The following is a 14,800-nucleotide window of genomic DNA, read 5'->3' on the forward strand; positions in this document are numbered from 1 at the left end:
CAGTGACATCGCCCACCATTTCCCTCAGCCTCGTTGACACCGACCCCGCCGAGCTCGCCGTTGACGCGATCGTCATCGGCGTGCACAGCCAGCCCGGAGAGCGGGCCGGTGATCTCGTCGGCACCCTGCTGCTGGCCAGCGGCGCGGAGAGCATCGCCGCGGCCTTCGATGGAAAACTGACCGAGACGCTGGCGTTGCTCGGCGCAACCGGAGGCCCGGGCGAGGTGATCAAGCTCGCCACACTCGGCACGGTTACCGCTCCGGTGATCGCCGCGGTGGGTCTCGGGCCGGAGCCGACCGGCGCCGCCCCCACCCCGGAGACCCTGCGCCGGGCGGCCGGTGCCGCGGTGCGGGCGCTGGCCGGCTCGGCCCGGGTCGCGCTGGCCCTGCCGCTGCCGGACGACGCCGACGCGCCGGCCGCGCTGCGCGCGGTCGCCGAGGGCGGCCTGTTGGGCGGCTACCGGTTCGCCGGTTACAAGACCCGCCCGCAGCCGGCCCGGCGGGAGCCGGTCGCGGAGGTGCTGGTCGCGGTCCCGGACGCGGGTGACGCCACCGCAACGGCCGAGGTCGCCCGGGCGCAGGCGGTGGCCAACGCGGTCCGCTCCTCCCGGGACTGGGTCAACGCCGCCCCCAACGAGCTGCGCCCGCCGGCCTTCGCCGACTCGGTGGCGACCGCCGCCCGCGCGGCTGGCATGGAGGTGGAGGTGCTCGACGAGGTCGCCCTGCGCGAGGGCGGCTACGGGGGCATCACCGCCGTCGGGCAGGGGTCGCAGGCCCCGCCGCGGCTGGTACGGATCAGCTACACCCCGGCTGGCGGCGGCAACGGCAAGCGGGTCGCCCTGGTCGGCAAGGGCATCACCTTCGACAGCGGCGGCGTCTCGATCAAGCCCTCGCAGGGCATGTGGGAGATGAAGGCCGACATGGCCGGCGCCGGCGCCGTCGCCGCCGCGATGCTGGCGGTCGCGGAGCTCGCGCCCGCCGTGTCGGTGACGGCGTACGTGCCGATGGCGGAGAACATGCCCTCCGGTACGGCGTACCGGCCGGGCGACGTCATCACGATGTTCGACGGCAAGCGCGTCGAGGTGCTCAACACCGACGCCGAGGGGCGGATGATCCTCGGCGACGCGATCGCCCGGGCCTGCGCGGACGGCTGTGACTACCTGCTGGAGACCTCCACGCTCACCGGCGGCCAGGTGGTCGCGCTGGGCAAGAGGGTCGCCGGGGTGATGGGCACGCCGGAGCTGTGCGAGCGGGTGCGTACCGCCGGCGATGCGGTCGGCGAGCCGACCTGGCCGATGCCGCTGCCGGAGGACGTGCGCAAGGGCATGGACTCCGAGGTCGCCGACATCTCCCAGGTCAACGCGGGGATGGACCGGGCGGGTCATATGCTCCAGGGCGGTGTGTTCCTGCGTGAGTTCGTCACCGACGAGGTCGCCTGGGCGCACATCGACATCGCCGGCCCCGGCTACCACTCGGGTGAGCCGACGGGCTACTGGACCAAGGGCGGCACCGGGGTGCCCGTCCGCACCCTGCTGCACCTGATCGAGGACATCGCCAGCCAGGGCTGACCGGTCAGCAGGGGCCCTCGTACCCGCGGGTACGAGGGCCCCTGCTTGCACCACCCGCCGGTTCGGTGCGGGTTTCAGAACAACTTCGGTGCGGGTTTCAGAACAACTCGGGGCGCCGCTTGCGGCGTTCGTTGTAGTCCCGCATCCGCTGCGGGTAGCCCATCAGGCTCACGTCGTAGACCGGGATGCTCAGCCGGTGGGCGAAGCGCCGCGCGCCGTCCGGGCCGCCGATCCGGCGGCGGGTCCACTCGCCGTCGTCGGCGATCAGCATGACCGTGGTCTCGGTCATGGTCGTCCGGGGCTCGATGTACGCCTCGACTCCCCGCCGGGTCCGCACGAAGTTCTCCAGGTGGCCCAGATCACCCTGGTCAACCCCGCGATCCTGACTGACCGGACGTGCCTTCTTCCGTCGGAACAGTCCCACCGGCCGTCTCCCCACACCCGCACCATCGAAGCTGGTGCCAAGGGTACGTGTCTCGGACGTGTCGTTGGGCACCTCATTACCCGTGCCGGGCGTGGTGGTGACAAGATGACCGAGGTGGGGTGTGTCCGCATTACCCCACCGTGACCCCCCGATGCAGCCAGGCGACCTGGGAGTTGGACGTGAGCGAGCCGAACGAGATCTTCGACATCGTTATCCTCGGAGGTGGCAGCGGTGGCTACGCAGCGGCGCTGCGCGCCGCCGAGCTGGGCCTCTCCGTTGCGTTGGTCGAGAAGGGCAAGCTCGGCGGTACCTGCCTGCACAACGGCTGCATCCCGACCAAGGCATTGCTGCACGCCGCCGAGATCGCCGACCAGACCCGCGAGTCGGAGCAGTTCGGCGTCAAGGCCGAGTTGGTCGGCATCGACATGGCGGCGGTCAACTCGTACAAGGACGGGGTGGTCGCGCGGCTGTACAAGGGCCTGCAGGGCATGCTGCGCGGCGCGAAGAACATCACCATCGTGGCCGGCGCTGGCCGGCTGGTCGCGCCGAACACCGTCGAGGTCGACGGGCAGCGGTACACCGGCCGCAACATCATTCTGGCCTCCGGCTCGTACGCGAAGAGCCTGCCGGGCCTGGAGGTCGACGGCGAGCGGATCATCACGAGCGACCACGCGCTGGTGATGGATCGGGTCCCCGCGTCGGTGATCGTGCTCGGTGGCGGCGTCATCGGGGTGGAGTTCGCCAGCGTGTGGAAGTCCTTCGGAGTGGACGTCACGATCATTGAGGCGCTGCCCCGGCTGGTCGCCGCCGAGGACGCGGAGTCGTCGAAGGCGCTGGAGCGGGCCTTCCGGAAGCGGAAGATCAACTTCAAGGTCGGCAAGCCGTTCGAGAAGGTCGAGAAGACCGACAGCGGCGTTCGCGTGACCATCGCCGGCGGCGAGACCGTTGAGGCCGAGCTGCTGCTGGTCGCCGTCGGTCGGGGACCGAACACCGCCGGCCTCGGCTACGAGGAGCAGGGCGTCCGGATGGACCGGGGCTACGTGCTGACCGACGAGCGGCAGCGCACGAGCGTGCCGAACGTCTACGCGGTCGGCGACATCGTGCCCGGCCTCCAGCTGGCACACCGCGGCTTCCAGCAGGGCATCTTCGTCGTCGAGGAGATCGCCGGAGAGAACCCGGCCGTCATCGACGAGGCCGGCATCCCCCGGGTCACCTACTCTGACCCCGAGCTGGCGTCGGTCGGCCTGACCGAGGCGAAGGCCAGGGAGCAGTACGGCACCGACAAGATCAAGACCTACAACTACAACCTGGGCGGCAACGGCAAGAGCCAGATCCTCAAGACGTCCGGCTTCGTCAAGCTGGTCCGGGTCGAGGACGGCCCGGTCGTTGGCTTGCACATGGTGGGTGCTCGGGTCGGTGAGCTGATCGGTGAGGCCCAGCTCATCTATAACTGGGAGGCGTACCCCGCCGAGGTGGCACAGCTCGTGCACGCCCACCCGACCCAGAACGAGGCGCTGGGTGAGGCACACCTGGCCCTCGCCGGCAAGCCGCTGCACGCGCACGCCTGATACGACAACCACGGCGTCCGGCGACGGGCGACGATCCCATCAGGGGAATGAAGGAGTCTGGAGAAAATGCCGGTATCGGTCACCATGCCCCGGCTCGGTGAGAGCGTCACCGAGGGCACCGTCACGCGCTGGCTCAAGCAGGAGGGCGACACCGTCGAGGTTGACGAGCCGCTGCTCGAGGTGTCGACCGACAAGGTGGACACCGAGATCCCGTCCCCCGCGGCCGGTGTGCTGACCCGCATCGTGGTCGGCGAGGACGAGACCGCCGAGGTCGGCAGCGAGCTGGCGACGATCGGTGATGAGGCGTCGGGCGGCAGCGGGACGGCGGGCGGCGGCGAGGCCGAGCCGCGGCAGTCGGCGCCCGAGCCGACCGCCGCCGCCGAGGGCACCGGCCCGGAGCCGGAGCAGGAGCAGCCGGCTTCCGCGCCCTCCGGCGGGGGCAGCTCGTCGGGCGACGGCAGCCCGGTGACGATGCCGGCCCTCGGCGAGAGTGTCACCGAGGGTACGGTCACCCGCTGGCTCAAGCAGGTCGGCGACACCGTCGAGGTTGACGAGCCGCTGCTCGAGGTCTCGACCGACAAGGTGGACACCGAGATCCCCTCGCCGGTCGCCGGGACCGTCCTGGAGATCACCGTGGCGGAGGACGAGACCGCCGATGTCGGCGCGACGCTGGCGATCGTCGGCACCGCCGGTGCGGCGGCGAAGCCCGAGCCCAAGCCGGAGCCGGCGCCCAAGCCCGAGGCGAAGCCGGCACCCAAGCCGGAGCCGAAGCCCGAGCCGAAGGTCACCGAGCCGACCCCGGGCGCCTCCTACAACGAGCCGGCGGCCGAAGCCGAGAGCGCCCCCGACCCGGCGAAGGCGGAGCGGGCCTCCGCCCCGTCCGCGCCCGCCCCCCGGCCGGCGACGGCCGGTGGCACGGAGAACGCCGGCTACGTCACCCCGCTGGTCCGCAAGCTCGCCGGCGAGCATGGGGTTGACCTCGCCACGGTCAACGGCACCGGCGTGGGTGGCCGGATCCGCAAGCAGGACGTACTCGACGCGGCCGAGCAGGCCCGCGCCGCCAAGGCGGCTCCGGCCCCGGCGGCGCAGCCGGCCGCCCCCGCGGCGAAGCCGGCGGCCCGGCCCGCGCCCAGCAGCAAGCGGGGTAGCACCGAGAAGCTGCCGCGGATCCGTACGACCATCGCGAAGCGGATGCACGAGTCGCTGCACGAGATGGCGCAGCTCACCACCGTGGTCGAGGTCGACGTCACCCGGATCGCCAAGCTGCGGGCGCGGGCGAAGGACGCCTTCCAGCAGCGGCACGGCGTGAAGCTCTCCTTCCTGCCGTTCTTCGCCCTGGCGGCCGTCGAGGCGTTGCAGGCGTTCCCGATCGTCAACGCCCAGATGGACCTGGGGGCCGGGACGATCACCTACCCGGAGGCGGAGCACCTCGGCGTCGCCGTGGACACCGAGCGGGGCCTGATGGTGCCGGTCATCCACAACGCCGGTGACCTCAACCTGGGCGGTATCGCCAAGCGGGTCGCCGACCTGGCCGAGCGCACCCGGACCAACAAGATCAGCCCGGATGAGCTCGCTGGCGCGACGTTCACGCTGACCAACACCGGCAGCCGGGGTGCCCTCTTCGACACCCCGATCGTGCCGTCGCCGCAGTCGGCGATGCTCGGCACGGGTGCCGTGGTCAAGCGTCCGGTCGTGGTCAACGACCCGGAGCTGGGCGAGGTCGTGGCCGTCCGGTCGATGATCTACCTGGCCCTGTCGTACGACCACCGGCTGATCGACGGCGCCGACGCGGCCCGTTTCCTTGGCGCGATCAAGGAGCGGCTGGAGGCCGGCAACTTCGAGGCCGAACTGGGCCGGTAGCACCCGACCCGACGACGGTGGGCTGCCCGGTGCTCCGGGCAGCCCACCGTCGTCTCAGGGCTCCGGCTGCTCGGCGACGAAGACACCGACGCCGTGTACTCCCTCGACAAGCCCTTGCGTCTGAAGCACCAGGATCGCCTGGCGCACGACCGTCTGCGACACGCCATGCTCCTGCTTGAGCTGCGCCGTTGACGGCAACTTCTCCCCCGGCGCCCACTCCCCGGACTCGATCCGCGCACGGATGTGGTCCGCGAGGAGCACCCACTTCGCTTTGGCGGGCATCCACACTCCCAGGTCTGCACCGCCATTCGACCATGAACAACTAGACACGACAGCACAGCTGCCTCGGCGGCACCCCACTAACATGGTGCCCGCGAAACGCAGGACGCACGGTCCGCTCCGTTACGCGACCGAGTGCGGGTGAAGCGATGGACAGGTCACGAGCGACACTAGCCGCTGCTGTCACCCTCCGGCGGTTCTGCAATGAACACGCCGACTCCCTGCACGCCTTCTACCAAGCCTTCGGTACGCAACGCGAAGATGGCCTGACGCACGACGATGGCGGAGACGCCGTGCTCCGCACAGAGTTGCCGTGTTGATGGGAGTTTGTCTTCCGGGGCGAGCTCACCGGACGCAACCTGCTCACGGATGTGGTCAACGAGCTTCGCCCACTTGGGTTTGGCGGGCATCTTATCTCCCTGGTCTGCACCGCCATTTGATCACGCATCTACTTGTGATTGCAACCAATACCCACCGATGCATTACTTTATATAGGCGCCTATGTGATGCCGAGTCTCGGCCGGCTCCCTGGTCTGCAACCGGGCTGGCTGTGCCGACGCTGCGGCGCACCGTGGCCGTGCGGCTCCGCACGACTGACGCTGCTGCGGGAGTACGCCCACGATCAGGTCGCGCTGCTCATCTACCTCGGCGGGCTGCTGTACGAGGCGACCGACCAACTGCACGCGCTCAACCCCCGGGAGATGCCGGACGCGGGTCCGCTCTTCGACCGGTTCCTCGGCTGGCACCGAAGCCGGATGTCCGGCCCCGACCCACCGGCAGACCTGACGAACGGCGGTGGGTGCCGCACCAAACACGTCGCCAACGAGGTCCGGAGCGAGTAGTAGTTTCGATACGCTACGTATGTGTGGTCGCGACGCGTCCGTGCCCTGGAGTGGCTTCGGCAACGGGATCCGGACTACTGCGTCATCCGCCATGCGACCCGGGTGGCCCTCGTCGCCTGCCTCCTCTTCTACGGCTTCCGGTACGGCCTGAACAGCACGATCATGGCCACGTACGCGCTCTTCGGCACCATCGCCACCGGCGTCTTCGCCCAGCTGCCGGGTGGGCCGGCGCACCGGGCCCGGACGCTGCTCGCCGCCCTGCCGGTCATCTGGGTCCTGATCGCCGTCGGGACCGTGCTGGCGGTGAGCACCTGGGCCGCCACGATCGGCATGCTCGTGGTCGGGTTCGCCGTGGCGTTCGCCGGTGTCGGCGGACCTCGCCTGATCGGCCTCGTCGGCGCGTTTCAGATCTCCTACATCCTGGCCAGCTTTCCCCCGTACCAGCCCGACACCCTGCCGGAACGGCTGGCCGGAGTGACGCTCGCCGTCGTTCTGGTCGCCGCAGCCGAGGTGTGGCTCTGGCCCGGGCCGGCGCCGGCAACCAGCGCACAGCGCCTGGGCGGGGCCGCGCGGAGTATCGCCTCGTTCGTGGCCGCGCTCGCGGACCTGCTGGCCGGGCAGCCAGCAGCGGGCGAAGCGGCCCGACAGCGCCGGGCCACGGCGGCCGAAGCGGTCACGCAGACCCAGATGTGGCGGCTGCCGCCATCCGAGCGGGCAACGTCGGCGAGCCGGCGAGACCACGCGCTGCGGGACGCGGCTACCGACCTACACCAGACGTTCCGGCACGCCGACTGGCTCCTGCAGGCCCACCCGACGACCACCGACGTGGACGCGGCGAGGTCCCTACGGGGCTGCGCGGCGTCCCTGCGCCACTCCGGCGACGCGCTGTTGGGAACGGAGCGGGCGTCCCCCGACCGGGCCGTTTCCAGCGAGCACCAGCAGCCGGACGGCGGGGGATCGGCCACTACCGAGCAGCTCCGCGTGGCCATGATCGTCCGGTCGCTGGCCCGGCACACGGATTTCGTCGCGACTGCCGTCCGGATCGCGGGAGGCCACCCTGGCAACACCCCCCGCCAACCGGGAGGAACGCACAGCTTCTGGTACCTCCGGCGGAGCACCCCGTCGCTGTACTGGCAACGGCTGCGGATACACCTCACCCCACGCTCCGTGTTCTTCCAGCGGGCCCTGCGACTCGCCGTCGCTCTGGCCGCCGCCCGGTTCGTCGCCGGCGCGCTGGATCTGGAGCACGGCTTCTGGGTGCTCCTGGCCACCCTCAGCCTCCTCCGGACCACCGCGGCGGAGACGTGGGCCACGTTCCGCCGGGCCCTGGCCGGCACCCTCGTCGGCGCCGCCGCCGGAGCCCTGTTGCTGCTGGCCTCTCCCGGGCAGGAGACATACGTGGTGATCCTGCCCCTGGCGCTGGGGCTGGCCCTGTGGGTGGGTCCGCTACTCGGGCTCGCCTGGGCGCAGGCGTTTCTCACGCTGGTGCTGATCGCCGCCTTCGCCCAGCTCACCCCGACCGACTGGCATCTGGCCGGTGTCCGCCTGCTGGACGTCCTGACCGGCGCGGCGATCGGCGTCGTCACCGGCGTACTCATGTGGCCGAAGGGTGGCGGTGGTGAGCTCCGCCGGTACACGTCGGCCTATCTCGACGCGGGTGCCGAGGCGATCGAGGAGACGGTCCTCAAGGTGGTGGGACGAGCCCGGGGCCAGCAGGCGCTTGCGGCGGCGCACCGGGCGCAGGTCCTCACCGACGCGTCGTTCTGCCAGTACCACCTGGAGCACACCGCTCCGCGCCCCACCGACGTGGACTGGGAGGCGGCCCTGGCCGCGGGGCATCGCATCGTCCGTGGTGCGGAGCGACTCGGCACCGGCGACCAGGACGGGATGCTGGCGCACCGGTGGCCCGGGCCCACCGGCCAGCTCGTACGCCGGGCTCAGCGGCTGCGGTCCGACTACGCCGACCTGGCCAGCCGCATGGCCCGGGGTCGGCTGCACGGTGCGGCTCCCGTCGCGCAACCAGCGAGGGGTGTCGTCGAACAGCTCCACCAGATCATTCAGGGTGACAACCGACAGGCTGACGTCCTGCACCTGATCGAGGTCGACCACTGGCTGGCCGACCTCGGTCGAAACCTCGACCGAATTCCCGCACCGGCCCAGCCGGGCCGGGGGAACGATCCACCAGAACCGTCGGGCAGCTAGCACGGACGCCCGTGGTGGTCAGGTGACCAACTCCACGCATCTATTGGTCACCCGTATCCGAGAATATGGGCATGCGGATTCTGATGGCCGGCGCGTCCGGCTTCCTCGGCACCCGGCTGGCCGACCGGCTCAGCGCGGCCGGGCACCACGTGACCCGGCTGGTCCGTCGGCCGCCGCACGGTGCCGACGAACGGCAGTGGAACCCGACCGCGGCCGAGCTCGACCCGGCGGTGGTGGCGGAGGCTGACGCCGTGGTCAACCTGGCCGGTGCCGGGGTCGGTGACCGCCGGTGGAACGACGAGTACCGGCGGGTCATCCGCTCCAGCCGGGTGGACACCACCACCACACTCGCAATCACGATCGCCGGGCTGTTGGCCGCCGACCGTCCGAAGGTAATGGTCAACTCGTCGGCGGTGGGGTGGTACGGCAACACCGGCGACCGGGCCGTTGACGAGGAGGCGGGCCCCGGCGCGGGCTTCCTGGCCGATGTCTGCCGGGGATGGGAGGCCGCGACCCGGCCGGCCGAGGAAGCCGGGGTACGCGTGGTCCGGCTGCGGACCGGGTTGCCGCTGCACCGCGAGGGCGGGCTACTCAAGCCGCAGCTGCTGCCGTTCCGGCTCGGCATCGCGGGCCGGTTGGGCAGCGGCCGGCAGTGGCTGCCGTGGATCGCGATGGTGGACTGGCTGGACGCTGCCGCCCTCGCCATTGACCGCGCCGACCTCACCGGCCCGGTCAACGCGGTCGGGCCGGCACCGGTGACCAACGCCGAATTCACCCGGGAACTGGCCCGGCAGCTGCACCGTCCGGCGATCATCCCGATCCCGGCGCTGGCGCTCAAGGTGGCACTCGGTGGCTTCGCACAGGAGGCGCTGACCAGCGCTCGGGTCCTGCCGGGGGCGCTGACCCGAGCGGGGTTCACCTACCGCCATCCGGATCTGGCCAGCGCCCTGCACGCCGCGCTCACGGCGGAGCCGGACCGATGAACGGCGAGCCGGTGCGGGGCCCGGCGACAGCGACGGCGGCGACGGCTACGGCGACCGGCTCTAACGAACTCTTCCGCGCACGTCTGACCGGCGCGTCCAGCTCCGGTTGGTAACGTCCGCTCCGTGCCGACCTCGCCGTCCGTGTCCACGCCGACCCCGCCCACCCGCGTTCGCCGTAGCCGCCGGGCAGATCTGCTCGTGGTGCTCCTCGCGCTCGCCCTCGCGGTCTGGGTGACCAGCGGGCTCTGGCGAGACCCGAACGGTCGCACGATCATGGTCAACTCCAGCGACCAGGCGCTGTTCGAATGGTTGCTGGCCTTCGGCGGGCACTCCCTCACCCACGGGCAGAACCCGCTCTTCACCTACATGATCAACGTGCCCGACGGGGTCAACCTCGCGGTCAACACGTCGATCACGGTGTACGCGGCGCTCTTCGCGCCCCTGACGTACCTGGTCGGACCGCCGGCCACCTTCCTGGTGATCCTCACGCTCAACCTCGCCGCCACCGCGGTCGCCTGGTACTGGCTACTCAACCGCCAGTTCGCCCGCGGCCCGCTCGCCGCCGGGCTGGGTGGCCTCTTCATCGGCTTCTCCCCCGGCATGATCTCGCACGCCAACGCCCACCTGAACTGGACCGCCGGTTGGTTGGTGCCGCTGCTGATCTGGCGCGCCTTCGCGCTACGTCGCAGCGGGCACCGGATCCGAGACGGCGTCATCCTCGGTGTGCTGGTCGCGGTGGCGTTCTCCATCGCCGCCGAGGGGCTCTTCTTCACCGCGATCGCCCTCGGCCTCTTCGTCGCCGTCTGGGCGCTACACCCGGCCAGCCGCGCCGAGGCGCGCGCGGTGCTGCCGGGCTTCCTCGGCGGGCTCGCGGTGACCGCACTGGTGGCGGGGGTGCTGCTGGCGTACCCGCTGTGGCTGCACTTCGCCGGCCCACAACGCTTCGACGGCACCGGCTTCGACCCGGTGATCCACTCCGAGAACATCGCCGCGTACGGCGCGTACCCCCGGCGCTCGATCGCCGGCGAGGCCGGACTCCGGACCGGTCTCGCCCCGAACCCCACCGAGGAGAACTCGTTCTTCGGGCTACCGCTGCTGCTGCTCACCATCGCCGCCTTCGTGCTGCTGTGGCGGCGTGTCCAGCAGGCACCCCAGCGGGCCACCCTCTGGGCACTCGGGGCGGTGGCGGTGGTCTTCACCTTACTGTCGTTCGGGCCGCAGGCCAGGTTCGGCGGCCGCCACTTCGACCTGCCGATGCCCTTCGACCTGTTGGCTCACCTACCGGTGGTGAACGCCGCACTACCCGCCCGGCTGGCGCTGGTCGTGGCGCCGGTGATCGGGGTGCTGCTCGCGTACACGGTGGATGCGCTCCGGGCCGAACCACCGCGCTCCCGACCGGCCCGGCTCGCCTGGCTGGCGGCGTTCGCCGTGGCGCTGGTTCCGCTGACGCCGACCCCGCTGATCACCATCGAGCGGGAGCCGATCCCACGCTTCTTCACCTCCGGCACCTGGCGGGACTACGTCTCACCGGGCGGGGTCCTCACGCCGATCCCACTGGCCGTGGACGTGTACCCGGACGGGCAGCGGTGGCAGGCGCACGTTCTCGCCGACCGGCAGGGCGAGTTCCGGATCCCGGCCGGGTTCTTCCTCGGCCCCGGCGGTCCGGACGGGCGCGGCCGGATCGGTCCGGTGCCCCGGCCGCTGAGCGCCATCCTCGACGAGGCCGCCCGCCTGGGTGTGGTGCCGATCGTCACCGAGGGCACCCGGGCGGATGTCGAAGCCGACCTACGGCATTGGCAGATCGAGGCGGTGGTACTCCCGGACGAGGTACACGGGGCGAAGTGGGCCGTCGATGAGGAGGCGCTCCTGCAGACCGCCACCGAGCTGTTCGGTGAGCCGGAGCGCGTCGAGGACGTCTGGCTCTGGCGGATCCCGCCCAGATGAGCCCCCCGGCACGGGCGCACCGGACCCTCGGGACCGGCGCACCGGTGAGCCGGATCACGAGCCGGGGCGACTGGCGGGTACGGGACTAGGCTGGTCATCGTGAGTACGACTACCCCGGACCTGACCATCGTCCCCGCCGGCACGCTCGGCTACGAGGCCGCGTGGGAGGAGCAGCGCCGGCTGCACGACTCGGTGGTCGCCGACGAACGTGGCGACGCCGTGCTGCTGCTGGAGCACCCCAGCGTCTACACCGCGGGCAAACGCACCGAGCCGTGGGACCGGCCGATGGACGGCACACCGGTCATCGACGTCGACCGGGGCGGAAAAATCACCTGGCACGGTCCGGGTCAGCTCGTCGGCTATCCGATCCTGCGCCTGCCCAACCCGGTCGACGTGGTCGCGTACGTGCGCCGGGTGGAGCAGATGCTGATCGACGTCTGCGCCGAGTTCGGGCTGACGGCCGGCCGGATCGAGGGGCGCAGCGGGGTCTGGGTGCCGGCGGACGACCGCGGGCCCGCGCGCAAGGTCGCCGCCATCGGTATCCGCGTCGCCCGCGGCGTCACCCTGCACGGCTTCTCGCTGAACTGTGACTGCGATCTGACGTACTACGACCGGATCGTGCCGTGCGGCATCAGCGACGCCGGGGTGACCTCGCTCGCCGCCGAGTTGGGCCGACCGGTGACCGTTGCAGACGCCCTTCCGGTGGTCGAGCGGCACCTACCCACCCTCATCGAGCCCTGAGCCACAAGGGCCCGGGCCCTGCCGAGGCCCGCCAGACCCGGGCCGGCGTCGATTGCCGACACCGGCCCGCTGGGTCGGCCGCACACCGGGTTGCTCAGGCTGGCCGACGCCGGATCCACCAGAGCGAGATGAGCGACAGGGCGGCGGCCAGTGTGATCAATATGCCGAGTTCCCGCCACTGCGCCAGCCAGAAATTCCCTGCCGGCACGTAACGCTCCTCCTGCAGCAGCCCCTGTGCGCCCAACCACTCCCGGCAATCCGGGGTGCACTTTTCCTGGTCGGTCGGCCCGTGATACTCCGGTCCACCGGGCGTGGTCACGACGGTGCTCGACAGCTGCCACGAATCAGCCTCGCTCGGCCAGGCTCCGACCTGGAACACTACGTCGTCGTGCGTCCCGTATGAGTAGAACTGCTCGGCGGTCAACGTGGTGATGCGATGTACGGGTTCGGCGATCAACGGGCGCAGTTCGACGGCACCAATCTGTGTCGCCACGACGAGCGCCAGGGTCACCGCCACAGCGGCCAGGGTCCTGCGCAGCATCAATCCGACGGTCACCCCGAGGGCGAAGGCGAAGATGGCGTAGCCGATCGGCGCCACGCCGCGGGTGGGGAAGACCAGCGGGGTCACCAGGCTGCCCTGGGCCAGGATGGCGCGGGCATCGTCGATGGGCTGCGCCCAACTGGTCAGGGCGAGGCTGAGCACACCCGCGACGAGTGCGGTTGCCAGGCCGCCGATCGACAGCTTGACGAGCAGCCAGCGGCGTCGTGAGACGGTTTGGGTCCAGGCGATCCGGTACGTTCCGGTTTCGAGTTCGCGTGCCACCGTCGGGGCGCCCCAGAACGCGCCGACCAGGGCCGGTAGCCCGAAGGTTGCGCCGGCGCTGGCGAGGTGGACCCGGCTGGCCAGGCTCTCCTCTATCTCTTCCAAGAAGGAGGACGCGGCTAAACGGCAGGCGTCCCCGGTGCAGCCGGTGAATCCGGTACTCACCGCCAGCTCGCGGACCTGCCACCAGGTGAACAACAGCGCACCGAGGATCACGGCCAGGCAGGCTGCGCCGACGATGGCCTGAGTCCGGAACTGCCGCCAGGCCAACCAGGTCATCGCTGTGCCTCCAGCACTCGTTCCGGCGCGGCCGCCGGGGCCGACTCACTCAGGTAGGCGAGCAGAATGTCCTCCAGATCGAGCTGGTCAGCCCGCCACGACGGGTCGTCGATCGGGGCGGTGCTGCGTACCACCAGGGTCGACTGCGCGGCGGTGTGCCGGTCCTCGATCAGGGTCCAGCCGTGCGTTGCGACGTCAACGGACTCACGCCGGGGGCCGGTCAGGCGATGGTGGCTGGCGAGCAGGTCGTCGACGTCGCCGGCCAGCCGCACCCGGGAGCCGACCAGCACGATCAGGTGGTCACAGATTCGTTGTAGGTCGGAGACCAGATGCGAGGACATGATGACGGTCATCTCCTGCTCCGCCACCAGCTCCATCAGGGCCTGCAGGAACACCCGGCGGGCGAGCGGATCGAGCGCCGCCACCGGCTCGTCGAGCAACAGCAGCTCGGGCCGCTTGGCGGCGGCGACGGTCAACGCCAGATTGGCCCGCTGGCCGCCGGAGAGCTTGCCGGCCTTCTGACTCGGATCGAGCCCGGCCTGGGCGATGCGCTGCTCGGCGAGCGCGCTGTCCCAAGACGGGTTCAGGCGAGCGCCCAGCCGCAGGTGCTCGGCGACAGTCAGTCCGGCGTAGACCGGGGCGTCCTGGGCAACGAAGCCGACCCGAGCCGAGCCACTGACCGGACGCTCCCCGAGCACCTCGATCACCCCAGCGGTCGGTTCGAGCAGTCCACAGGCCAGCTGCAGCAGGGTCGACTTACCCGCACCGTTCGGCCCGACCAGACCGACAACCTGGCCCACCGGAACGTCAAGCGTGCAACCGGAGAGCGCAGTACGGCGCCCGTACCGTTTGGTCAGATTCTCCACCCGAAGCACGCTGGTCATGCCCTCGCCTCCGCGAACGCGCGGAACGTACTCAGGAACAGCGCCTCAACGCCTTCGTCGTCGAGGCCCGCCGCGCGGGCCTCGACCAGCCACTGTTCCAGCTTCTGCCGCAGCGGCTCCTGCGCCGTGACCGCCGGACCGTCGATCGTCTTCGCGATGAAGGTACCCAGCCCCTGCCGGGCCGTGACCAGACCCTCGTACTCCAGCTCGCGGTACGCCTTCGACACCGTGTTCGGGTTGATCGCGAGCCGGGCCACCACCTCCCGCACAGTCGGCAGCCGATCGCCCTCGTTAAGCACCCCGAGCCGAAGCGCGTGCCGCACCTGCTGGATGAGCTGCATGTACGGCGCGACCCCCGACTTTGGGTTCAAATAAAAATCGATCATCCGTCCGCCTCTATCTG

Annotated in this window: 14 protein-coding genes; 8 read left to right on the top strand and 6 right to left on the bottom strand. The window is 70.9% G+C overall.

What is annotated here, in order from left to right:
* Positions 1-2: 2 nt before the first annotated feature.
* Entirely contained in the window at positions 3-1,568 is a 1,566-nt protein-coding gene (locus tag H0524_RS11880; RefSeq protein ID WP_180198698.1) for a leucyl aminopeptidase, read from the top strand.
* A gap of 97 nt (positions 1,569-1,665) precedes the next feature.
* Here the strand turns inward: H0524_RS11880 and H0524_RS11885 are convergent, their stop codons facing one another.
* The gene (locus H0524_RS11885; protein WP_180198699.1) at positions 1,666-1,992 is read right to left on the bottom strand and encodes a hypothetical protein; all 327 of its coding nucleotides are present in this window, start codon (positions 1,990-1,992) and stop codon (positions 1,666-1,668) included.
* Between the two features lie 140 nt (positions 1,993-2,132).
* Here H0524_RS11885 and lpdA point away from each other — a divergent pair, with 140 nt between their 5' ends.
* Positions 2,133-3,560, top strand: coding sequence for a dihydrolipoyl dehydrogenase (lpdA, locus tag H0524_RS11890; protein ID WP_180198700.1), 1,428 nt, complete (start codon positions 2,133-2,135; stop codon positions 3,558-3,560).
* Positions 3,561-3,626: 66 nt separating this feature from the next.
* Positions 3,627-5,420 (top strand): 2-oxoglutarate dehydrogenase, E2 component, dihydrolipoamide succinyltransferase, encoded by a 1,794-nt coding sequence (gene sucB / locus H0524_RS11895; protein ID WP_180198701.1) that lies wholly within the window; start codon positions 3,627-3,629, stop codon positions 5,418-5,420.
* 54 nt (positions 5,421-5,474) lie between these two features.
* Here sucB and H0524_RS11900 read toward each other — a convergent pair whose 3' ends face one another.
* Both H0524_RS11900 and H0524_RS11905 read right to left on the bottom strand, forming a co-directional pair.
* Entirely contained in the window at positions 5,475-5,702 is a 228-nt protein-coding gene (locus H0524_RS11900) for a GntR family transcriptional regulator (protein WP_180198702.1), read from the bottom strand.
* Positions 5,703-5,869: 167 nt separating this feature from the next.
* The gene (locus H0524_RS11905; protein ID WP_180198703.1) at positions 5,870-6,109 is read right to left on the bottom strand and encodes a winged helix-turn-helix domain-containing protein; all 240 of its coding nucleotides are present in this window, start codon (positions 6,107-6,109) and stop codon (positions 5,870-5,872) included.
* 96 nt (positions 6,110-6,205) lie between these two features.
* Here H0524_RS11905 and H0524_RS11910 point away from each other — a divergent pair, with 96 nt between their 5' ends.
* The 5 genes from H0524_RS11910 (at position 6,206) to lipB (ending at position 12,411) form a co-directional block, all read left to right on the top strand.
* On the top strand, positions 6,206-6,541 hold the full coding sequence (locus tag H0524_RS11910; protein ID WP_255435900.1) for a hypothetical protein: 336 nt from the start codon (positions 6,206-6,208) through the stop codon (positions 6,539-6,541).
* 21 nt (positions 6,542-6,562) lie between these two features.
* Positions 6,563-8,743, top strand: coding sequence for an FUSC family protein (locus tag H0524_RS11915; RefSeq protein WP_180198704.1), 2,181 nt, complete (start codon positions 6,563-6,565; stop codon positions 8,741-8,743).
* Between the two features lie 71 nt (positions 8,744-8,814).
* On the top strand, positions 8,815-9,726 hold the full coding sequence (locus tag H0524_RS11920; RefSeq protein WP_180198705.1) for a TIGR01777 family oxidoreductase: 912 nt from the start codon (positions 8,815-8,817) through the stop codon (positions 9,724-9,726).
* Between the two features lie 123 nt (positions 9,727-9,849).
* Positions 9,850-11,670 (top strand): DUF2079 domain-containing protein, encoded by a 1,821-nt coding sequence (locus H0524_RS11925; RefSeq protein ID WP_180198706.1) that lies wholly within the window; start codon positions 9,850-9,852, stop codon positions 11,668-11,670.
* Between the two features lie 99 nt (positions 11,671-11,769).
* Positions 11,770-12,411 carry a lipoyl(octanoyl) transferase LipB gene (lipB, locus tag H0524_RS11930; protein ID WP_180198707.1) on the top strand — a complete coding sequence of 214 codons (642 nt, stop codon included), beginning with the start codon at positions 11,770-11,772 and terminating at the stop codon, positions 12,409-12,411.
* Positions 12,412-12,505: 94 nt separating this feature from the next.
* On the opposite strand, the gene H0524_RS11935 is transcribed toward lipB, so the two are convergent.
* From H0524_RS11935 to H0524_RS11945, 3 genes are read right to left on the bottom strand one after another with little or no spacing between them, the layout of a single operon-like run.
* The gene (locus tag H0524_RS11935) at positions 12,506-13,513 is read right to left on the bottom strand and encodes an ABC transporter permease subunit (protein ID WP_180198708.1); all 1,008 of its coding nucleotides are present in this window, start codon (positions 13,511-13,513) and stop codon (positions 12,506-12,508) included.
* Positions 13,510-14,397, bottom strand: a complete 888-nt coding sequence (locus H0524_RS11940) for an ABC transporter ATP-binding protein (protein WP_180198709.1) — start codon at positions 14,395-14,397, stop codon at positions 13,510-13,512. Before H0524_RS11940 ends, H0524_RS11935 begins: the two co-directional genes overlap by 4 nt.
* Positions 14,394-14,783, bottom strand: a complete 390-nt coding sequence (locus tag H0524_RS11945; RefSeq protein WP_180198710.1) for a GntR family transcriptional regulator — start codon at positions 14,781-14,783, stop codon at positions 14,394-14,396. The genes H0524_RS11940 and H0524_RS11945 overlap by 4 nt, the downstream gene beginning before the upstream one ends.
* Between the last annotated feature and the right edge of the window lie 17 nt (positions 14,784-14,800).

This window comes from Salinispora sp. H7-4 (assembly GCF_013416675.1).
In the GTDB taxonomy this organism is placed as follows: domain Bacteria; phylum Actinomycetota; class Actinomycetes; order Mycobacteriales; family Micromonosporaceae; genus Micromonospora; species Micromonospora vitiensis.

Coding starts and splice junctions, on each gene's coding strand:
- sucB (WP_180198701.1), top strand. CDS start 3,627: ATGCCGGTATCGGTCACCATGCCCCGGCTCGGTGAGAGCGTCACCGAG.
- H0524_RS11900 (WP_180198702.1), bottom strand. CDS start 5,702: ATGCCCGCCAAAGCGAAGTGGGTGCTCCTCGCGGACCACATCCGTGCG.
- H0524_RS11905 (WP_180198703.1), bottom strand. CDS start 6,109: ATGCCCGCCAAACCCAAGTGGGCGAAGCTCGTTGACCACATCCGTGAG.
- H0524_RS11910 (WP_255435900.1), top strand. CDS start 6,206: ATGCCGAGTCTCGGCCGGCTCCCTGGTCTGCAACCGGGCTGGCTGTGC.
- H0524_RS11920 (WP_180198705.1), top strand. CDS start 8,815: ATGCGGATTCTGATGGCCGGCGCGTCCGGCTTCCTCGGCACCCGGCTG.
- H0524_RS11935 (WP_180198708.1), bottom strand. CDS start 13,513: ATGACCTGGTTGGCCTGGCGGCAGTTCCGGACTCAGGCCATCGTCGGC.
- H0524_RS11940 (WP_180198709.1), bottom strand. CDS start 14,397: ATGACCAGCGTGCTTCGGGTGGAGAATCTGACCAAACGGTACGGGCGC.
- H0524_RS11945 (WP_180198710.1), bottom strand. CDS start 14,783: ATGATCGATTTTTATTTGAACCCAAAGTCGGGGGTCGCGCCGTACATG.